A 19,584-nucleotide genomic window follows, 5' to 3' on the forward strand; every position below is an offset into this window, starting at 1 on the left:
TCAGATTAAGGCCCCTTAGCTCAACTGGATAGAGCAACTGCCTTCTAAGCAGTAGGTCGCAGGTTCGAGTCCTGCAGGGGTCGCCACCAAATCAAACGCCCGCGGAACATTTCTGCGGGCGTTTTTTGTTGTTTTGCTAAATGTCTCTTCTAGAGCCTCAATGTACGTTCAGCACATGTGCGTGGTTGCTGGCGATCAGGAATGATTCGCGAGCTGTTTCCAGGTCGCATTTGCCAGCGATGGCCTCCAGACATTTTTGACGGGCTTCTTCGTATTCCGGTCCGTGGTCGTTGGGCCAGCGATACATCAGCATATCGAGAGCTATCAGCGGACTGTATATTTCTAGCGCTGCGCACAGCGGCAAATGGATCGCGACTGGCTTGATCCATTGGGCGTGGTGGCAGGGTTCTGTACGGTGAATAAGCATTGGGATCCTCCTTCCCATCCTCCAGCGCGCAAACCAAAAATTCACGCATTGGTTCCTGATCACGAAAAAAGTGAACACATTAGGGGTTTCTTTTTTTCAAGATGAATGGAAGATGAACAAATAAATGAACCGAAGATGAACGAAAACACCACTCAGGCGTTATACGCTCATGATGAAGGAGGCCCGATCATGTTCAACCTATCTGGAATTCAGGAAAGCTTTTTCGGCGAACGCATGGCTGGCGTATGCCAGGCCATCACGTCTGCCCTTGCATTCGAATCAGGCCTTGAAAAGTCGAGCATCTCGGCAATGGTCGACAACGATGTGATCTACCTTGAAGGCACAGCTGATTCGGTCGAAGCGATCGACATCGCCATCAATCTGGCATCATCCATTTCTAACTGCCGGATTCTTAGCCATATCGAGCCTTGCTACTAATATGGCATTTGCGCCGGGCGCTGGCCGCCCGGCTTCGCAACATTTATTTGGTGTTGCCGATCTGTTTGCTGCGAACCGTATCGCCGCTTTTGATTCCAAGATTTTTTGCCACACCGCCATTCAGCTCTAATACGTAGCGAACCGGGCCGCGTGAGCTGATGATGTCTTCCGAATGCGGGACTGCGTTTGGATGAACGTGGGTAACTTTCCCCTCTTTCGAGATGAAGACCATGTCTAGCGGGATGAACGTGTTCTTCATCCACATCATCACATCGCGATCTGTGCCAAAATCGAACAGCATGCCGTTCGTTGGCGCCATCGACTTGCGAAACATCAAGCCCTGCTGGCGCTGACCGTCCGTGGTCGCAAGCTCGGCCTTGAATTCGTGGTTTTTCCCATCCGATGTCTGGATCGTCAGCGGCTCCGAAGAGAAGTTCTCCTGTGCGGCAACTGGCCCAGTCGCGACAACAAAAAAGGTGAGCGCTGCGAAAGCACTCACCATGGATTTCGAAATAAATGAGCCGATCATCAATGAGCCATGCCGATAGGCGCTGGATTATCCGGATGGATTTCCGCAGCCATGAGTCCCTTATCACCATCACCGAAGCGAACGAGAACAACCTGACCAGGGCGCAGCTCCGCAAGGCCGAAGCGGCGAAGCGTTTCCATATGGACGAAAATATCTTCCGTGCCTTCGCCGCGCGTCAGAAACCCGAAGCCCTTGGTACGGTTGAACCATTTCACGATGGCGCGTTCCAGCCCGCTGGAGGGCGTGACCTGAACATGGGTGCGAACCGGCGGCATCTGTGACGGGTGAATGGCCGTGGACTGGTCCATGGAGAGAATGCGGAAGGTCTGGTAGCCACGGTCACGACGCTGGATGAGCGCAACGATGCGCGTGCCTTCCAGAATTGTTTGATATCCATCGCGGCGCAGGCAGGAAACGTGTAAAAGAACATCCTGCATACCGTTATCCGGTACGATAAAGCCGAAACCCTTGGCCACGTCGAACCACTTCACGACACCGGTGATCTCGATCAGGTCCACCGCTTCGCTCGAAAGGTCTTCGAAATCGACTATATTCTTCGACGACATTCTATCAGCCATTTCCGCCCAGCCCCTTTACGCACGCACCACTACCGGTCAACTGATTCCCTGAAGGTAGATTAACATCTTGGTAACGGTTTCGCGCAAGCCCTAGTTTTCGATTTATCCACCTGCTTTTATGTCTCTGGGCTTGCTCAGGGCTGACTTACCTGCCGTAACGGCAAGATTAAAACACGAAGGAGAAGTACATGCGATATCTGCACACGATGGTTCGTGTAAAAGACCTCGAGAAATCCCTGGAATTTTATGGCAAGGTATTCGGGCTACAAGAAGTCCGCCGCATCGAAAACGATAAAGGACGCTTCACTCTCGTTTTTCTTGCCGCGACGGATGACGTGACTGCCGCCCGCGACAACAAGGCGCCATGCCTGGAACTGACCTACAACTGGGATGCAGAGGATTACACCGGCGGACGCAATTTCGGCCACCTGGCCTATGAGGTCGACGACATCTACGAAACCTGCGCCAAACTGCAGGCCAGCGGCGTCACCATCAACCGCCCGCCGCGTGATGGGCATATGGCTTTTGTGCGCTCTCCAGACGGTATTTCCATTGAAATATTGCAAAAAGGCGCAAGCCTTGCACCAGCCGAGCCGTGGATATCCATGGAGAATACCGGCTCTTGGTAAGATGATTCCTTTTTAGGAGGTTTCATCACACCCTTGCGTAAGCGTCGCCGGATGGGTAGGTCTGTGATCGGACGAACATGCTCATCAAGTTTCGGCGATGCTGCGCAACGCGCTGGTCAGGTTGAAACGCATCTGCGGAGGCTTAGCCTTGAAAATCGTCAAAAGCACTTCGGCATTCCCGGCTCAAAGCTGCCTTGCTGCCGTATTCCTGCTGGCGCTTTCCGGCTGCGTTTCTGCCGTCTCCGAAGACAAGACCGCTTCTGCAACACTGACACCCGCCACTGCTACGGCACCAGCCGCCGCTCCATCTCCTGAACAGGCGCATGCTACAGCGCAGGGGCAGGGCAGGGCCTATGTCGATCCGGCCATGGTAGCCGCGTCGTCGGCGCGCGTTGCACCCCAAGCTGCCACCGCACCACCGCAGCAGGGTACGCAGCAAGTTTACGGTCAAGCGCCGCAAATATCCGGCCTAACCACACAGCCAACCGGTATTTCGGCAAGCTCGCTCAGCATTTATGCGAATTCCCAGCTACCAGCCGTGGCCAGCAACGCAGGCACGGCGCAGGCGGAAAACATGGCAACGGGCAGTGTCCCAGCCTACGCACCATCACCGAAGATTACGCCGGCGCTGAACAGCGTTTACTCAGCACCTGCCACCGTGCAACAGCCAGACCCGGCGCAGGCCGCGCAACAGCATTCCGCACATAGTGTGCCATCCGCTGCGACACAGGCGACAGCGCAGGCCTTGCCTGCAAAGCAGACACTTCCTGCCGAACAGGCAGCCGTGCCGATTGCGGCATTTTTTGCGGGCGCTGCCAAAAAGCGCGGCGCAGGCGCGACTGCTGGTCTGACGCAGGTCGCTGCTTTGCCGATGAATGCGGGCGCGCGCCAGACCGCCGGTATCGCGCTTAACGGACGTACGTCGATGACCGATGAGTTCGACGATACGCATGTGGATGCGGATGATGATAAGCCTGCGGGCTTGATGAAGCTCGCTTCTCTCTCTGGTCTCAGCCGAGTCGCGCCGAACGGGCTGCTCTTGCAGACGGAGCAGGTCAATGTCGGCTGTTTCAAGCCGGAAATGATTCGACGGATCAAGGAAGTCGAAGCCCACTACAGAAAACCGGCAATGGTGACGTCAGGCTACAGACCGCCAAAGGCTACCACGCAAGGCTCCAAACATTATACCTGTGATGCCGCCGATATTCAGGTGAGTGGCGTTTCGAAATGGGAGCTTGCCAACTATCTGCGCTCCTTGCCGGACCGTGGCGGTGTCGGCACCTATTGTCACACGGAATCGGTCCACATGGATCTGGGCGAGCCCCGCGACTGGAACTGGCGCTGCCGCCGCACATCTGCCAGCAGCCTTTGATATCCCAATAATGAATCAGCGATATCCCAATAATGAATCAGCGCCTCGCCACGATGTGACGAAGCGCTGATGTGCATTGCGCTGGATGTCCTCATGACATCCGCTGCCGAACCTCAACTTATGGCGTGGTCTGGTTTTGCGCAGGTGCATTCGGCGTTGCCGGAGCCGGTGTGGCCGGGGCAGGGGTTGCTGGCGCCGGCGTCGCAGGCTGAGTGGTCGTCGCTGGCGGCGGGCTCGGTGGCGACGCGGTCGTGCTTGTTGTTCTTGAGCCCGACATAAAATAGGCAATCGCCAGAATAACGACGATGGCCGCAATCACGATAGTCACAGTACGGTTATTCATGAGTGCTTCCTCCCAAATCACTCCCATGCCGATAATCGACAAGGCCGATGACCACATAACAATGTGGTATCAGCGTGATTGGTTGCAACTGGAAGCATAATCAGCCAAGAGCGCGCCTTACGCACACAGCTTCAGGCGGCAAGAAATGGTCCTGCCGCCATGGGATAACAGGCAAAGTGCTTTGGGTGACTTTACGCTTGCGCGATCGGAGTCGGTTTGCCGTGCTCATCCATCGCGACCATGATGAATGTTCCAGCCGTGACTTTTTCCAGCGCGTCATAGCGGGAGCGTTGCGCCCATGCTTCGACGGTCAGCGTGATGGATGTGCGGCCTACGCGGGCGATATTCGTGTAGATGGACAGTGTATCGCCAATCTTGACCGGCAGTTCGAAGGCCATTTCCTTGACGGCTGCGGTGACCACGCGACAGCGTGCCCGTTCTGCCGCGCGAATGCCGCTCGCCAAGTCCATCTGTGACATGACCCAACCGCCAAAAATATCTCCAGCCGGATTGGCATCCGCAGGCATGGCAAGTGTGCGAAGGGTGAGTTCGCCGGTTGGTTTGATCGACTCTGGCATTGTGGCCCCCAAAATGACTGACGTTGATTATCGCTTGGCTAAAAACTGACGGGTCGCATAAAGCGCAATGGCTGCGGCATTCGAGACGTTCAGCGACTTGATCTCGCCGGGCATATCGAGACGGGCGAGTGCAGAAACGGTTTCACGCGTCTTCTGGCGCAAGCCTTTGCCTTCGGCACCCAGCACGAGCGCAATCTTCTCACCGCTGAATGTTTCCTCGATAGGGGCAGGGCCTTCCGAATCGAGACCGATGGAGGTGAAGCCCAGCTTGTGCAATTCGCCAAGCGCATCGGCCAGATTGGTGATCTGGATATAGGGAATCATTTCCAGTGCGCCCGAGGCGGATTTTGCCAGCACACCGGATTCGGTCGGGCTGTGGCGCATGGTGGTGATCAGCGCGCCAGCATTGAAGGCAACGGCGGAACGCATGACGGCGCCAACATTGTGCGGGTCCGTGACCTGATCCAGCACCAGAATAAGCGGGCTGTCCTTCAGCGCGGAAAGCTTGCGCACGGGCAGGGGCTTCGTTTCCAGCATCACGCCCTGATGGATGGCATCCGGGCCGAGTATTTTGTCGATATCCTGCGGCGAAACCATTTCCACGGGGAAAGGCTGTTCTTCCGCAGTGCCGATTTCCAGCCGCGCCAGCGCATTCAGCGTCACCGACAGTTTGACGATCTGGCGTTCCTTGTTCGCGAGCGCTGCGCGCACGGTGTGAAGGCCATAAAGATGAACCTGATCGGGCGCCAGCTGTGGCGGCTTCCAATCCTCTCCACCTTTCGGCTTGCGCTTCTGAAACGCAGGCGTTGGAATTTCGCCACGCTCACGCTTGGCATCGCGCACCTGACGGCGCAGCGTTGCATAGTGGGTGTCGCGGGTGGATTTTTCGTTGGGATCGTCTTTGCTCATGGCGCCTTATATCTTTAGCGCCGCTCGAGCACCAGACCCCTCCAGCGCTTCGCTTTCTTTCCCGCAAGGTTGCTTTTGCACTTTCGCTGGCTAACAAGCGCAAAAGCCGGTGCGTGGCTTTGCGCCATATCATCGGTAATCCACAGGCCTATGACTCTGTTCGAATTTTTCGTGAAATTTCGTCACACATCGTGTTGACAGACGCGGCGAGGGCAGTCATATACGCGGCCACAGACGACGAAACGGCAACGCGCCGGGCCGGAAATCTGATGAAGCTTGGTCGCTTGATCCTCGCAGAATACTGGAGGAATGCCCGAGTGGTTAAAGGGGACGGACTGTAAATCCGTTGGCTCAGCCTACGTTGGTTCAAATCCAACTTCCTCCACCATTCTGCACGGATCAAAACCACCGCCGCGGGTATAGCTCAATGGTAGAGCAGCAGCCTTCCAAGCTGAATACGCGGGTTCGATTCCCGCTACCCGCTCCATTTCAAAACAATTTCAAATAATTTTTGTGCGCTTGTTGACGCGCTGGTTTGCTTTACGCATCTTTGTCCAAAGCAAAAATGCAGTGTTACTTTCTTGAGGGCATCCTTAAGCGTTCAAAAATATAAAATGTCCGTATTTGCCTTACGCAATAAAGTTTTTTCTCCTGAGAGGTTTTTTCCGGGGAACTATTTCTAATATTCCGAATTGTCCGAAATAATCACGATTTTGTCGCTTTGTGCGGTTTCCTGATACCGCATGATCGGGCATATTGATTGATAATGAATGCAGGATCAAACATGCCTGAAAATACGCGCCTCCAACGTTACGTTGCTATGAATCTCGGCGGTTTTTATGTGTGGGATGTTCATCAGAACCTGTTCTGGGCCGACCAGAGGTTTGCCGATATCATGGGGTTTTCTCTGGAAGAACTGAATGTCGGCTTGCCTGCCGCGCGTATGATGGCACTCATTCATGAGGATGATCGCCCGCACGTCGCAGAGGGCATTGAGAATTCCGTGCTGTCAGGCGAGTCGTTTGAGATGGTGTATCGCGTTCGCCGGGGCGAAGGCTTTGCAAAGATCACCGAGATGGGAAAGTGCTATCGTTATGTGGATGGTGTGGCGACGCTGTTCTCAGGCGTTGTCTTCGAAAGCTGCCCTTACGCCAACGACTCGGATGCGTCCAATATCAACGTGCCGGTGCTTGCGAAGTAGGCTATCAGCCCGCAGCGTTGAACGAAATTCCGAAGAATGATTGCACGAAAAATGCCGCCAGTAGAATTGCGCCGACGGCCAATCCTAATTTGAGTCGGCGAAAACGGCGAGTGCGCCCGCCGGACCAGTCATAAGCCATTGTTCAGACAGCCTTTATAGTTATTAATTATGTCTAAAGTAATGGCTGTCTAGGCTTGTGTGAAGCTGACGGCAACCACCAAAAGGTACTGGCAAGTTTTACGACTTGCGGTCTATGTCGCAAATTATTTTGCGCTGCGGAATCAATGAGCTGGATAGCAGACACAAAAAATCCCGGGGATCGGCGACCTCCGGGATTTTGATGCGTGACGCTGGTTAGGTGTTTCAGCTAAAATATGGCTGGATATAGGGCCAGACCTCGACAAAGCCGTGATAGAGCATGTTCAGCGCAACGTAGACGATGACCAGCAGGCCGACATAGGAAATCCAGCGGTAGCGGTGCAGCAGCTTAGCAACATAGTTCGCGGCAAGGCCCATCAGCGCGATGGAAACGACCAGACCAATGATAAGGACGGTAACGTGGTCCTGTGCAGCGCCGGCGACGGCCAGAACATTATCCAGCGACATGGAGACGTCGGCGATGACGATCTGGGTGGCGGCCTGGAAGAATGTCTTCTGACCCTTGGTCAGATCGGCCTCTTCGTCCTTGACCTCATCCGTGGCGTTATGCTGCTCGCGCAATTCGCTCCACATTTTCCAGCAGACCCAGGCAAGAAGCAGACCGCCGAAAAGCTGCAAGCCGACGATGGCGAGAAGCTGTACGGTCAAGGCCGCGAAGGCGATACGCAGCACGGTTGCGGCGATGATGCCGACGAGAATTGCCTTGCGGCGAAGATGGGCGGGAAGGCCAGCAGCCGCGAGCCCGATAACGATAGCGTTATCGCCTGCGAGCACGAGATCTATTGCTATGACCTGAAGAAATGCCGTAAAACCGGCAGCAGTAAAAATTTCCATGGCAGATCCTGAAGCGGATTTAGAATGGGTGCCGTGGGAGAGAACGGCTTTAAAGGCGAGTATTCACGTATCGGCATAGGTGTGCCGACCGCCTTTCTCCTCCTGGCGATGTGCCGCCAATATGCCATGAATCATACCCTCGTAAAGGGCATCGGCGGTTTATCCTTGGCAAATAAGGGCTAAGACCACGTTGAAAGCGTGAAATATTCACCCCATATGATGGCGATCCTGTCGCTTTTGGCTGCGCAACGGGCGCGGCGACAATTAAGTCTTGCGCATTCGCTTGCAAAGCCTTAAACGGCGACACCAAACCGGTTCGCCGGGGAAACTACTTCACGTTCACAGGAAGCAATTCACATGGCAAAGAGCAAGTTTGAGCGCAATAAGCCGCACGTCAACATTGGCACGATCGGTCACGTTGACCACGGCAAGACGTCGTTGACTGCTGCGATCACGAAGTACTTCGGCGAGTTCAAGGCGTATGACCAAATCGACGCTGCACCGGAAGAAAAGGCACGCGGTATCACGATTTCGACGGCTCACGTTGAATATGAGACGCCGAACCGTCACTACGCGCACGTTGACTGCCCCGGCCACGCCGACTACGTGAAGAACATGATCACCGGTGCTGCCCAGATGGACGGCGCGATCCTGGTTTGCTCTGCAGCTGACGGCCCAATGCCACAGACCCGCGAGCACATCCTGCTTGCTCGTCAGGTTGGCGTTCCGGCTCTGGTCGTGTTCCTCAACAAGGTTGACCAGGTTGACGACGCAGAACTCTTGGAACTGGTAGAACTGGAAGTTCGCGAACTTCTGTCGTCCTACGACTTCCCAGGCGACGATGTTCCTGTCGTCAAGGGTTCGGCACTTGCTGCTCTTGAAGATTCTGACAAGACGATCGGTGAAGACGCGATCCGCGAGCTGATGGCTCAGGTTGACGCCTACATCCCAACGCCAGAGCGTCCAATCGACCAGCCGTTCCTGATGCCAATCGAAGACGTATTCTCGATCTCTGGCCGTGGTACGGTTGTGACGGGTCGCGTTGAGCGCGGTATCGTCAAGGTTGGTGAAGAAGTCGAAATCGTCGGCATCAAGCCAACATCCAAGACGACTGTTACCGGCGTTGAAATGTTCCGCAAGCTGCTCGATCAGGGCCAGGCTGGCGACAACATCGGCGCACTGGTTCGCGGCGTTACCCGTGACGGCGTTGAGCGTGGTCAGATTCTGTGCAAGCCAGGTTCTGTCAAGCCGCACAAGAAGTTCATGGCTGAAGCCTACATCCTGACGAAGGAAGAAGGCGGCCGTCATACACCGTTCTTCACGAACTACCGTCCACAGTTCTACTTCCGTACAACGGACGTGACCGGTATCGTTTCGCTTCCAGAAGGCACGGAAATGGTTATGCCAGGCGACAACGTTACCGTTGCTGTTGAGCTGATCGTTCCAATCGCGATGGAAGAAAAGCTGCGCTTCGCTATCCGCGAAGGCGGCCGTACCGTCGGCGCCGGCATCGTCGCTTCGATCGTTGAATAATCTTTTCCCGTAAGGGAGAAATGAGAGCCCCGCTGGCAACAGCGGGGCTTTTTATTTTTGCGCTTACATCATTCTGCTCTTTCATAAAAACAGAAGAATGGCATATTTTGCCTTTAATGATCTTTTTTGGGCTACGTTGCCTCAACATTGCCTAATATTCTTATGTAGCTTCCGCTAACCGAAGGCGTTGCCTGTCGGACCACAGCCAGCAAATGGCAATCAGCGGGAGCGAACATGACTGAGACGGCACGCGTATTTATTGGCTTCGACAGCAAGGAAGTCGTCGCCTACCATGTCTTTTGCCAAAGCATTCAAGAAAAGAGCTCCATTCCAGTAGAGTTCATGCCGATCGCGCTCAGCAATCTCGACGGTATTTTTACGCGGGAGCGCAATCAGCTCCAGTCAACGGAATTTTCCTTCTCGCGTTTTCTGGTTCCCTATCTGTGCAACTTCGAGGGTTGGGCGATCTTTGCCGACTGCGATATGTTGATGCGTTCAGATATCGCCAAGCTCTGGAATATGCGCGATGACCGTTATGCCGCGATGTGCGTGAAGCATGACTATGTTCCAAAGGTCGAAACCAAATTCCTCGGACAGACACAGACGAAATACGAAAAGAAGAACTGGTCGAGCTTCATCCTCTTCAACAATGCAAAGTGCAAAGCGCTGACCAAGGACTACGTCAACACGGCCACCGGATTGCAGCTCCACCAGTTCAAGTGGCTCGAGTCGGAAGATTTGATCGGAGAAATTCCGGCAAGCTGGAATTGGCTCGTCAACGAGTACGACCATGATCCGGCTGCGGACAATGTTCATTTCACCGATGGCGGTCCATATTTCGAGGAATACAAAAACGACGACTACGCCGAAGAGTGGTTCTCTACACGGGAGAGAATGTTGACGGTTGTTCAGCGCGCCTAGTGAGATTAGCGCGCAGGTGAGGCCACGCGCATACTCTGGCCTATTTACGACGCAATCGCCGGATGAACTCTTTGATCTTCCGGCGCCATTTCGTTTGATCCCAGATTTTGGCGACCCTTCTTTCCATCCCGGTAAAGCGGTTGCCGAGCACCTGGGATGCAGCCATCGCTATTTCGCCTTGATCGAATTCGGGGAAGCGTTTGGAAACATTCGAGAGCCAGTTTTGCGAAGCGGCCGCATCGCTTTCTTCCAATCGTTTGATGCGGCCTTTTTTTACGAATAGGTGCAGAACGGTCTGCTCGAACGTCCAATCATGTTCCGCATACATATTAAACTGTGTGCCAGCCACACCGGTGAAGCCGCACAGATAAACCTCGGCTTCAGGAATCGATTCAATCAGCCACAGCGCCAGCGCAAAGCCGGTAGTCGGCATTCTTCCTGCGGGGTAGAAGTTGTCGAATATGCAATCGAAATCGATCGTGAGTGGGACAAGATCACTCGTGCGCGGGCAGGAAGGTTTTCCTTCGTTCATCCTCACCCTGTCGGCCAGCATGCCAACTTCAGCCTTTAGCCCGTTGGGGAAAAAACTATGGGCGCTATCGAAGTGCTTTTGGGACTTGAGGAATCGTTTGCCGTTTGCCACCAGTCGGTGACATAAGATTGCATCATGGGGAAAGGGCGCTTTTAGAACCTTCGCACATCCGGTGAAAAACACGAAAAGCGTGTCTCGCGGCAAGGCATCTACGATTTTATAGATGTCAACGCTTTCGCTGTTGGCGATCAGCGCGATTGTGCTGTAATTTTTCAGTAGGTTCGTGAATGCATGTGGTTCCAATGCATTCGAAATTCCCTGCATGATCGTTTCCCTGTTTATGACGTGAAACGAAAATAGCATTTGTTTTGTATGGTTCCATCATCTTTGTGAATCTTGAAAAAAACACTTGCCAATAAAGATTCGTGGCCTTAAACGGGCGTCACGGACAACGGTGGACAAAAGAAGTTTGCCGGATTGTTCCGATTTAGGGGTATAGCTCAGTTGGTAGAGCGGCGGTCTCCAAAACCGCAGGTCGTAAGTTCGAGCCTTACTGCCCCTGCCATTCCTCATCCGCAAGCGCGGGCATCGCTGCATGGCAGGTGAGGTGCCGGTATACCCGGTGAAATTCGCCGAATGTCGATTTCCTCTTGTTTAATTGGGAATCGGCGTTTATGTAGGTCAAAACAGACACGCGGTGCGTGGGGCTGATCAGTATCGGCTTTACGTGCCGTAATTGCGTGGGCAGTCAATGGCATCCAAAACCAATCCGTTTACGTTTCTGCAGCAGGTTCGCGCCGAAGCGTCGAAGATCACTTGGCCGTCGCGCCGCGAAACGATGATTTCCACGGCTATGGTGCTGGTAATGGTCATCTTCGCGGCACTGTTCTTCTTTGCGGCTGACCAGCTCATTGGCTGGTTGCTCAGTCTCGTTCTGAGCGTCGGCCGGTAACGAATTGAGCGGAGAGTAAAGATGGCAGCGCGTTGGTATATTGTTCAGGCGTATTCGAACTTCGAGAAGAAGGTCGCTGAGTCGATTGAGGAAAAGGTCCGTCAGAAGGGTCTTGATCACCTCTTTGAAAGAATCCTCGTGCCGACCGAAAAGGTTGTCGAGGTGCGTCGCGGTCGCAAGGTCGATAGCGAGCGCAAGTTCTTTCCAGGTTACGTGCTGGTGCGCGCCAACCTGACGGATGAGGCCTATCACCTCATCAAGAATACGCCCAAGGTCACGGGTTTCCTGGGTTCGGATAACAAGCCTGTTCCGATCCCTGATTCTGAAGCAGACCGTATTCTCGGTCAGGTTCAGGAAGGCGTCGAACGTCCGAAGTCTTCGGTTTCGTTCGAGATCGGCGAGCAGGTTCGCGTTTCCGATGGTCCTTTCGCATCGTTCAACGGTGTGGTTCAGGATGTCGATGAAGAGCGTTCGCGCCTGAAGGTGGAAGTATCGATCTTCGGTCGTGCGACACCTGTGGAGCTGGAATACGCTCAGGTCGAGAAGGTCTGACAAGATTTCGAAAGGCGCTTGCGCCTTTCATTCAATTCATCGGTGAGTGTCTGCAAGTTGTTGCTTTCTCACTGATGTGATGCGGCAAGTCCGCATAACGCGTGGAAGATTTCCTGGCTCTTAAGCCGGGGCAGGGATCGCACCACGCAACCGCAGCCGCCGGAATTTCCGGCATAGGAGCCGGGAAACCGGTTCGATTTGAAAGGCAGAGAGATATGGCTAAGAAGGTTGCAGGCCAGCTCAAGCTTCAGGTCAAGGCAGGATCGGCAAACCCGTCCCCGCCAATCGGCCCGGCGCTTGGTCAGCGTGGCATTAACATCATGGAATTCTGCAAGGCGTTCAACGCTGCTACGCAGGAAATGGAAAAGGGCATGCCGATTCCGGTCGTCATCACCTATTACCAGGACAAGTCCTTCACGTTTGCTATGAAGCAGCCGCCAATGACCTATTGGCTGAAGAAGGAAGCAAAGATCACCTCCGGTTCCAAGACGCCTGGTAAGGGTGCCAAGGTCGGCTCGATCACCAAGGCTCAGGTCAGAACTATTGCCGAAGGCAAGATGAAGGATCTGAACGCAGCCGACATCGAAGGCGCAATGGCGATGGTTGAGGGCTCTGCCCGCGCCATGGGCCTGGAAGTGGTAGGTTGATCATGGCTAAGCTTGCAAAGCGCGTACAGAAGATCCGCGAAGGCGTGGATTCCAAGACACTTTACGTCCTGACCGACGCCATCTCGATGGTTAAGGAACGGGCTGTCGCCAAGTTCGACGAAACCGTTGAAGTTTCCATGAACCTCGGTGTTGACCCACGTCACGCAGACCAGATGGTTCGCGGCGTTGTCAACCTGCCGAACGGCACAGGCCGCGACGTTCGCGTTGCTGTTTTTGCTCGTGGCGCCAAGGCTGATGAAGCCAAGGCTGCTGGTGCAGACATCGTCGGTGCTGAAGACCTGCTCGAAATCGTTCAGGGCGGCAAGATCGACTTCGACCGCGTTATCGCGACCCCTGACATGATGCCGCTCGTCGGTCGTCTCGGCAAGGTTCTCGGCCCACGCGGCATGATGCCGAACCCTAAGGTCGGTACGGTTACGATGGACGTTGCTGGAGCTGTTAAGGCTTCCAAGGGCGGCGCCGTTGAATTCCGCGTCGAAAAGGCTGGTATCGTTCATGCTGGCATCGGCAAGGCTTCCTTCGATGCCAAGGCGCTCGAAGAAAACATCAAGGCTTTTGCTGACGCCGTCATCAAGGCCAAGCCAGCTGGCGCCAAGGGTAACTACGTCAAGCGCGTAGCGATCTCCTCGACCATGGGTCCAGGCGTTCGCATCGAGCCTTCGTCGGTTACAGCTTAATGAATTCGCCGCGTCTCCCAGGAGGCGCGGCAAAAAAGATTTCCGGTTCGCAAGAGCCGGGAATTTCCAGGGCAACCTGGAACTCCTGTCCGAGATTGCTGGCGGTCCATTTCCTTCGGGATTTAGGCCTTAATCATTAGCCTGCATGAGACGGGTAAGGCCCGGATTTTCGCATCCAAGGATGCTTAATAATCCGGTTCGAACCTGATGTGCCTGTGCCTGAAGCCGTTTGCGGCGACAGAGCGGGGGACAGGATCCTCAAGCGTCGCTTGAGATTTTGGCAACAAAGTCTCTTGAGGCAAAGGCAAACCCGATGGGTGCACATTCAGTGTGTTCTCATCTACTGGAGACAGACAGTGGAAAGAGCGGAAAAACGCGAATTCGTCACGGAGCTGAACGAAGTCTTCAAGGCTTCCGGTTCAGTTGTCGTGGCCCACTATGCTGGTGTCACAGTTGCGCAGATGAACGATTTTCGTTCGAAAATGCGTGCTGCTGGCGGCACCGTCAAGGTCGCGAAGAACCGCCTGGCCAAGATCGCTCTTCAGGGTACGGAGTCGGAAGGGATCATCGATCTCTTCAAGGGACAGACGCTGATTGCATACAGCACTGACCCTATGATTGCTCCGAAAGTCGTCATGGATTTCGCAAAGACCAACGACAAAGTCGTTGTTCTGGGCGGCGCCATGGGAGCAACCACGCTTAACGCAGATGCAGTCAAGTCGCTTGCGACCCTGCCTTCGTTGGACGAGCTGCGCGGAAAGCTGCTGGGCCTACTCAACGCCCCTGCTACGCGCATCGCTACGGTTGTTTCGGCACCGGCAAGTCAGCTTGCTCGCGTGTTCTCGGCATACTCCAAGAAGGACGAAGCCGCTTAAGGCGGTTTTTCGCTGTAAATATTCAAACCGGTTCGAACCGAATTAAAGGAACTATAACATGGCTGATCTCGCAAAGATCGTTGACGACCTCTCCGCTCTGACAGTTCTGGAAGCTGCTGAGCTTTCCAAGCTTCTCGAAGAAAAGTGGGGCGTTTCCGCTGCTGCTCCTGTAGCAGTTGCTGCTGCTGGCGGCGCTGCTGCAGCTCCTGCTGAAGAAGAAAAGACTGAATTCGACGTCATCCTGACGGACGCTGGCGCTAACAAGATCAACGTCATTAAGGAAGTCCGCGCTATCACAGGTCTCGGCCTGAAGGAAGCTAAGGACCTCGTCGAAGGCGCACCTAAGGCTGTTAAGGAAGCTGTTTCCAAGGCTGAAGCTGCTGACCTCAAGAAGAAGCTTGAAGACGCAGGCGCCAAGGTTGACGTTAAGTAATCTTGGAATGTTTTGGGAGGTGGTGCTTGCACCGCCTCCTGATTTCATTTCTACCGAACTTTTTACCCAAAAGCCGCGTGAAAATGGCTTTTGGGTAATGGGTTCTTCAAGAGAATGGTTTCGAACCGCGCTGTACAGGCAATCCGGCCTTACAATTCGGGACGTGAAACGAGATTGAAGACACTCATTGGATTGACGGGATCGACTGGCCAGCGGTTCCCGTCCGTTGCAGGCCCGGATGCAATTTTAAAGGAGCGACGATGGCTCAGACCCTTTCGTTTAACGGTCGCAGGCGCGTACGCAAGTTTTTCGGCAAGATTCCAGAAGTAGCGGAAATGCCGAACCTCATTGAGGTTCAGAAGGCTTCGTACGACCAGTTTCTCATGGTTGACGAGCCCAAGGGCGGTCGTCCCGACGAGGGATTGAATGCCGTATTCAAATCCGTATTCCCGATCACCGACTTCTCCGGTGCGTCCATGCTGGAATTCGTTTCTTACGAATTCGAAGCACCGAAGTTCGACGTCGAGGAATGCCGTCAGCGCGATCTGACCTACGCAGCGCCGCTCAAGGTGACGTTGCGCCTCATCGTGTTCGATATTGATGAAGATACGGGCGCGAAGTCCATCAAGGACATCAAGGAACAGTCCGTCTACATGGGCGACATGCCGCTCATGACCAACAACGGTACGTTCATCGTCAACGGCACCGAGCGCGTTATCGTGTCTCAGATGCACCGTTCGCCGGGCGTATTCTTCGACCACGACAAGGGCAAGAGCCACTCTTCCGGCAAGCTTCTGTTTGCTGCCCGCGTCATCCCGTATCGCGGTTCCTGGCTCGATATCGAATTCGACGCCAAGGATGTCGTCTACGCACGTATCGACCGTCGCCGCAAACTGCCTGCAACATCGCTTCTGATGGCGCTTGGCATGGACGGCGAAGAAATCCTGTCGACCTTCTACACCAAGGCAAATTACGAGCGCGACGGCGAAGGCTGGCGCTTCCCGTATCAGGCCGACGTTCTGAAGGGTGCCAAGGCTATCACCGAACTGGTTGATGCCGACACGGGCGAAGTCGTTGTCGAAGCCGGTAAGAAGCTGACCCCGCGTCTGCTGCGTCAGCTGTCCGACAAGGGCCTCAAGTTCCTGAAGGCGACGGATGAAGACCTCTACGGCAACTATCTGGCCGAAGACATCGTCAACTACGAGACGGGCGAAATCTATCTCGAAGCCGGCGACGAAATCGACGAGAAGACGCTGAAGCTCATCCTCGACTCCGGTTTCGATGAGATTCCGATCCTCAACATCGACCACGTCAATGTTGGCGCCTACATCCGCAACACGCTGGCTGCAGACAAGAACGAGAACCGTCAGGAAGCTCTGTTCGACATCTACCGCGTTATGCGTCCGGGTGAGCCACCGACCATGGATTCGGCTGAAGCCATGTTCAACTCGCTGTTCTTCGATAGCGAGCGCTATGACCTGTCGGCTGTTGGCCGCGTCAAGATGAACATGCGTCTCGACCTCGATGCAGAAGACACCGTGCGCACGCTGCGCAAGGAAGACATTCTGGCTGTCGTCAAGATGCTGGTCGAACTGCGCGACGGCAAGGGCGAAATCGACGATATCGACAACCTCGGCAACCGTCGTGTTCGCTCGGTCGGTGAGTTGATGGAGAACCAGTATCGTCTGGGTCTGCTGCGCATGGAACGTGCGATCAAGGAACGTATGTCCTCGATCGAAATCGACACCGTGATGCCGCAGGATCTGATCAACGCCAAGCCAGCAGCAGCTGCGGTTCGCGAATTCTTCGGCTCCTCGCAGCTGTCGCAGTTCATGGACCAGGTGAACCCGCTTTCGGAAATCACCCACAAGCGCCGTCTTTCGGCTCTTGGACCAGGTGGTCTGACCCGCGAGCGCGCAGGCTTCGAAGTCCGCGACGTTCACCCGACCCACTACGGCCGTATTTGCCCGATCGAAACGCCGGAAGGCCCGAACATCGGTCTGATCAACTCGCTTGCAACCTTCGCCCGCGTCAACAAGTACGGCTTCATCGAAAGCCCGTACCGCAAGATCATCGACGGCAAGGTTACGACGGATGTGATTTACCTCTCCGCTATGGAAGAGGCGAAGTACTACGTCGCACAGGCGAATGCCGAGCTGGACGCTGAAGGCGCGTTTACGGAAGAGTTCGTTGTTTGCCGTCACTCCGGTGAAGTTATGCTTGCTCCGCGTGACAACATCAACCTGATGGACGTTTCGCCGAAGCAGCTGGTTTCGGTCGCTGCGGCTCTCATTCCGTTCCTGGAAAACGACGACGCCAACCGCGCTCTCATGGGCTCGAACATGCAGCGTCAGGCCGTTCCGCTTCTGCGTGCCGAGGCTCCGTTCGTCGGAACCGGCATGGAGCCGATCGTTGCCCGTGACTCCGGCGCTGCCATTGCAGCCCGTCGTTCCGGTGTTGTCGATCAGGTGGATGCGACCCGTATCGTTATCCGCGCAACGGAAGATCTCGATGCAGGCAAGTCCGGCGTTGACATCTATCGTCTGCAGAAGTTCCAGCGCTCCAACCAGAACACCTGCGTCAACCAGCGTCCGCTGGTCGCCGTCGGCGACATTCTGAACAAGGGCGACATCATCGCTGACGGTCCTTCGACCGACCTCGGTGACCTGGCACTTGGCCGCAACGCTCTCGTCGCGTTCATGCCTTGGAACGGTTACAACTACGAAGACTCAATCCTGATGTCCGAGCGCATCGTCTCCGACGACGTGTTCACGTCCATCCACATCGAAGAATTCGAAGTGATGGCCCGCGACACCAAGCTTGGTCCTGAAGAAATCACGCGTGATATTCCGAACGTTTCGGAAGAAGCGCTGAAGAACCTCGACGAAGCCGGTATCGTTTACATCGGTGCGGAAGTTCAGCCTGGCGATATCCTCGTCGGCAAGATCACGCCGAAGGGTGAAAGCCCGATGACGCCGGAAGAAAAGCTTCTGCGCGCCATCTTCGGTGAAAAGGCTTCCGACGTTCGCGACACATCCATGCGCATGCCTCCGGGCACGTTTGGTACGGTCGTTGAAGTTCGCGTGTTCAACCGTCACGGCGTCGAAAAAGACGAACGTGCGATGGCTATCGAGCGCGAAGAGATCGAACGTCTTGCCAAGGACCGTGACGACGAGCAGGCCATTCTGGACCGCAACGTCTATGGTCGTCTGATCGAGATGCTTCGCGGACAGGTTTCCATTGCCGGTCCAAAGGGCTTCAAGAAGGGCGTCGAGCTTTCGAACGCTGTCGTATCCGAATATCCCCGCTCGCAGTGGTGGATGTTCGCCGTTGAAGACGAAAAGGCTCAGTCCGAGCTGGAAGCGCTTCGCGGTCAGTACGACGAATCCAAGTCGCGCCTTGAGCAGCGCTTCATGGATAAGGTCGAGAAGGTTCAGCGCGGCGACGAAATGCCTCCGGGCGTCATGAAGATGGTCAAGGTCTTCGTTGCTGTGAAGCGCAAGATCCAGCCGGGCGACAAGATGGCTGGCCGTCACGGTAACAAGGGCGTTGTCTCGCGTATCGTGCCTGTCGAAGATATGCCGTTCCTGGAAGATGGTACGCATGTCGATATCTGCTTGAACCCGCTGGGCGTGCCTTCGCGCATGAACGTCGGTCAGATTCTCGAAACGCATCTCGCATGGGCTTGCGCCGGTATGGGCAAGAAAATCGGGAATATGCTTGAAGAGTATCACAAGTCGCTCGACATCACCGACCTGAAGCGCGAGCTGACGGAAGTGTATGCCAGCCAGGCCAAGGACGAAGTCTCGCAGTTCGACGACGAGTCCCTGATCCGTCTTGCCGAACAGTCCAAGAAGGGCGTTTCGATTGCAACGCCGGTCTTCGACGGTGCGCATGAGCCTGACGTCGCCGAAATGCTGAAGAGAGCCGGTCTCAATGAGTCGGGTCAGTCTGTTCTGTACGATGGTCGTACCGGTGAAACCTTCGACCGTAAGGTAACCGTTGGCTACATGTACATGATCAAGCTGAACCACTTGGTCGACGACAAGATCCACGCTCGTTCGATCGGTCCTTACTCGCTCGTTACTCAGCAGCCGCTGGGTGGTAAGGCGCAGTTCGGCGGTCAGCGCTTCGGGGAAATGGAAGTCTGGGCTCTGGAAGCTTACGGCGCAGCTTACACGCTGCAGGAAATGCTCACCGTCAAGTCGGACGACGTGGCGGGCCGTACCAAGGTTTACGAAGCGATCGTCCGTGGCGACGATACCTTCGAAGCCGGTATTCCAGAGAGCTTCAACGTTCTCGTCAAGGAAATGCGCTCGCTGGGCCTCAGCGTCGAACTGGAAAACTCCAAGCTCGACGACGCCAACGCAGCGGATCAGCTGCCTGACGCGGCGGAATAAGAAACAGAAGGGCAGGCACTCAACGTGCCTGCCTGTTTCGCCCG

Annotated in this window: 22 protein-coding genes and 4 tRNA genes; 18 read left to right on the plus strand and 8 right to left on the minus strand. The window is 55.0% G+C overall.

The annotated features are described in order from the left end of the window. The first annotated feature begins 9 nt into the window (after positions 1 to 9). Positions 10 to 86, plus strand: a tRNA-Arg gene (locus tag AC27VJ_RS05450). 71 nt (positions 87 to 157) lie between these two features. Here the strand turns inward: AC27VJ_RS05450 and AC27VJ_RS05455 are convergent. Continuing rightward, positions 158 to 427 carry a DUF982 domain-containing protein gene (locus AC27VJ_RS05455; RefSeq protein WP_113086930.1) on the minus strand — a complete coding sequence of 90 codons (270 nt, stop codon included), beginning with the start codon at positions 425 to 427 and terminating at the stop codon, positions 158 to 160. Positions 428 to 562: 135 nt separating this feature from the next. Between AC27VJ_RS05455 and AC27VJ_RS05460 the strand changes: the two genes are divergently transcribed. Beyond that, positions 563 to 865 (plus strand): BON domain-containing protein, encoded by a 303-nt coding sequence (locus tag AC27VJ_RS05460; RefSeq protein ID WP_353576437.1) that lies wholly within the window; start codon positions 563 to 565, stop codon positions 863 to 865. A 43-nt stretch (positions 866 to 908) separates the two neighbouring features. Here AC27VJ_RS05460 and AC27VJ_RS05465 read toward each other — a convergent pair whose 3' ends face one another. Beyond that, entirely contained in the window at positions 909 to 1,394 is a 486-nt protein-coding gene (locus tag AC27VJ_RS05465) for a DUF192 domain-containing protein (RefSeq protein WP_488683108.1), read from the minus strand. Next, on the minus strand, positions 1,394 to 1,972 hold the full coding sequence (locus tag AC27VJ_RS05470) for a cold-shock protein (RefSeq protein WP_488683109.1): 579 nt from the start codon (positions 1,970 to 1,972) through the stop codon (positions 1,394 to 1,396). The genes AC27VJ_RS05465 and AC27VJ_RS05470 overlap by 1 nt, the downstream gene beginning before the upstream one ends. A gap of 188 nt (positions 1,973 to 2,160) precedes the next feature. Here AC27VJ_RS05470 and gloA point away from each other — a divergent pair, with 188 nt between their 5' ends. Next, positions 2,161 to 2,601 carry a lactoylglutathione lyase gene (gene gloA / locus AC27VJ_RS05475; protein ID WP_113086933.1) on the plus strand — a complete coding sequence of 147 codons (441 nt, stop codon included), beginning with the start codon at positions 2,161 to 2,163 and terminating at the stop codon, positions 2,599 to 2,601. Positions 2,602 to 2,749: 148 nt separating this feature from the next. Continuing rightward, on the plus strand, positions 2,750 to 3,973 hold the full coding sequence (locus tag AC27VJ_RS05480) for a YcbK family protein (RefSeq protein ID WP_488683110.1): 1,224 nt from the start codon (positions 2,750 to 2,752) through the stop codon (positions 3,971 to 3,973). Between the two features lie 118 nt (positions 3,974 to 4,091). Here AC27VJ_RS05480 and AC27VJ_RS05485 read toward each other — a convergent pair whose 3' ends face one another. From AC27VJ_RS05485 to AC27VJ_RS05495, 3 genes are all read right to left on the minus strand, one after another. Then, the gene (locus AC27VJ_RS05485; RefSeq protein ID WP_488683111.1) at positions 4,092 to 4,316 is read right to left on the minus strand and encodes a hypothetical protein; all 225 of its coding nucleotides are present in this window, start codon (positions 4,314 to 4,316) and stop codon (positions 4,092 to 4,094) included. A 191-nt stretch (positions 4,317 to 4,507) separates the two neighbouring features. Beyond that, positions 4,508 to 4,894 carry an acyl-CoA thioesterase gene (locus AC27VJ_RS05490; protein WP_113086935.1) on the minus strand — a complete coding sequence of 129 codons (387 nt, stop codon included), beginning with the start codon at positions 4,892 to 4,894 and terminating at the stop codon, positions 4,508 to 4,510. A 27-nt stretch (positions 4,895 to 4,921) separates the two neighbouring features. Further along, on the minus strand, positions 4,922 to 5,803 hold the full coding sequence (locus AC27VJ_RS05495) for a TrmH family RNA methyltransferase (protein ID WP_353576441.1): 882 nt from the start codon (positions 5,801 to 5,803) through the stop codon (positions 4,922 to 4,924). Between the two features lie 303 nt (positions 5,804 to 6,106). Here AC27VJ_RS05495 and AC27VJ_RS05500 point away from each other — a divergent pair. The 3 genes from AC27VJ_RS05500 (at position 6,107) to AC27VJ_RS05510 (ending at position 7,004) form a co-directional block, all read left to right on the plus strand. Continuing rightward, positions 6,107 to 6,191: transfer RNA gene (locus AC27VJ_RS05500), tRNA-Tyr, on the plus strand. Between the two features lie 25 nt (positions 6,192 to 6,216). After that, positions 6,217 to 6,290, plus strand: a tRNA-Gly gene (locus AC27VJ_RS05505). A gap of 297 nt (positions 6,291 to 6,587) precedes the next feature. Beyond that, positions 6,588 to 7,004: a PAS domain-containing protein gene (locus AC27VJ_RS05510; protein WP_488683112.1), complete on the plus strand. Its 417-nt coding sequence runs from the start codon at positions 6,588 to 6,590 to the stop codon at positions 7,002 to 7,004. 363 nt (positions 7,005 to 7,367) lie between these two features. Here AC27VJ_RS05510 and AC27VJ_RS05515 read toward each other — a convergent pair whose 3' ends face one another. Then, positions 7,368 to 7,997 carry a TerC family protein gene (locus AC27VJ_RS05515; protein WP_488683113.1) on the minus strand — a complete coding sequence of 210 codons (630 nt, stop codon included), beginning with the start codon at positions 7,995 to 7,997 and terminating at the stop codon, positions 7,368 to 7,370. Positions 7,998 to 8,021: 24 nt separating this feature from the next. On the opposite strand from AC27VJ_RS05515, the gene AC27VJ_RS05520 reads away from it, so the two are divergent. The 3 genes from AC27VJ_RS05520 (at position 8,022) to AC27VJ_RS05530 (ending at position 10,451) form a co-directional block, all read left to right on the plus strand. Beyond that, positions 8,022 to 8,180 carry a hypothetical protein gene (locus tag AC27VJ_RS05520; protein WP_488683114.1) on the plus strand — a complete coding sequence of 53 codons (159 nt, stop codon included), beginning with the start codon at positions 8,022 to 8,024 and terminating at the stop codon, positions 8,178 to 8,180. A gap of 174 nt (positions 8,181 to 8,354) precedes the next feature. Further along, positions 8,355 to 9,530, plus strand: a complete 1,176-nt coding sequence (gene tuf / locus AC27VJ_RS05525) for an elongation factor Tu (protein WP_113089520.1) — start codon at positions 8,355 to 8,357, stop codon at positions 9,528 to 9,530. Positions 9,531 to 9,764: 234 nt separating this feature from the next. Further along, entirely contained in the window at positions 9,765 to 10,451 is a 687-nt protein-coding gene (locus AC27VJ_RS05530) for a glycosyltransferase (protein WP_488683115.1), read from the plus strand. Between the two features lie 40 nt (positions 10,452 to 10,491). Here AC27VJ_RS05530 and AC27VJ_RS05535 read toward each other — a convergent pair whose 3' ends face one another. Then, a complete protein-coding gene (locus AC27VJ_RS05535; RefSeq protein WP_488683116.1) occupies positions 10,492 to 11,307 on the minus strand; it encodes a hypothetical protein in 816 nt (271 codons plus the stop codon). Positions 11,308 to 11,472: 165 nt separating this feature from the next. Between AC27VJ_RS05535 and AC27VJ_RS05540 the strand changes: the two genes are divergently transcribed. The 8 genes from AC27VJ_RS05540 to rpoB all read left to right on the plus strand — a co-directional run bounded on the left by AC27VJ_RS05540 (position 11,473) and on the right by rpoB (position 19,540). Next, positions 11,473 to 11,548, plus strand: a tRNA-Trp gene (locus tag AC27VJ_RS05540). Between the two features lie 186 nt (positions 11,549 to 11,734). Further along, positions 11,735 to 11,935, plus strand: a complete 201-nt coding sequence (gene secE, locus AC27VJ_RS05545) for a preprotein translocase subunit SecE (RefSeq protein WP_042618546.1) — start codon at positions 11,735 to 11,737, stop codon at positions 11,933 to 11,935. Positions 11,936 to 11,956: 21 nt separating this feature from the next. Continuing rightward, entirely contained in the window at positions 11,957 to 12,487 is a 531-nt protein-coding gene (gene nusG / locus AC27VJ_RS05550) for a transcription termination/antitermination protein NusG (protein WP_077123215.1), read from the plus strand. Positions 12,488 to 12,702: 215 nt separating this feature from the next. After that, positions 12,703 to 13,134, plus strand: coding sequence for a 50S ribosomal protein L11 (rplK, locus tag AC27VJ_RS05555; RefSeq protein WP_113090071.1), 432 nt, complete (start codon positions 12,703 to 12,705; stop codon positions 13,132 to 13,134). Between the two features lie 2 nt (positions 13,135 to 13,136). Further along, positions 13,137 to 13,832, plus strand: a complete 696-nt coding sequence (rplA, locus tag AC27VJ_RS05560; protein ID WP_045232859.1) for a 50S ribosomal protein L1 — start codon at positions 13,137 to 13,139, stop codon at positions 13,830 to 13,832. Between the two features lie 356 nt (positions 13,833 to 14,188). Next, positions 14,189 to 14,707, plus strand: coding sequence for a 50S ribosomal protein L10 (rplJ, locus tag AC27VJ_RS05565; RefSeq protein ID WP_062588823.1), 519 nt, complete (start codon positions 14,189 to 14,191; stop codon positions 14,705 to 14,707). A gap of 58 nt (positions 14,708 to 14,765) precedes the next feature. After that, positions 14,766 to 15,140 (plus strand): 50S ribosomal protein L7/L12, encoded by a 375-nt coding sequence (gene rplL / locus AC27VJ_RS05570; RefSeq protein ID WP_113090070.1) that lies wholly within the window; start codon positions 14,766 to 14,768, stop codon positions 15,138 to 15,140. A 260-nt stretch (positions 15,141 to 15,400) separates the two neighbouring features. Next, positions 15,401 to 19,540: a DNA-directed RNA polymerase subunit beta gene (gene rpoB / locus AC27VJ_RS05575; RefSeq protein WP_353579283.1), complete on the plus strand. Its 4,140-nt coding sequence runs from the start codon at positions 15,401 to 15,403 to the stop codon at positions 19,538 to 19,540. Positions 19,541 to 19,584 lie beyond the last annotated feature (44 nt).

The sequence above is a fragment of the Agrobacterium sp. 20P9.1.2 genome (assembly GCF_057799395.1).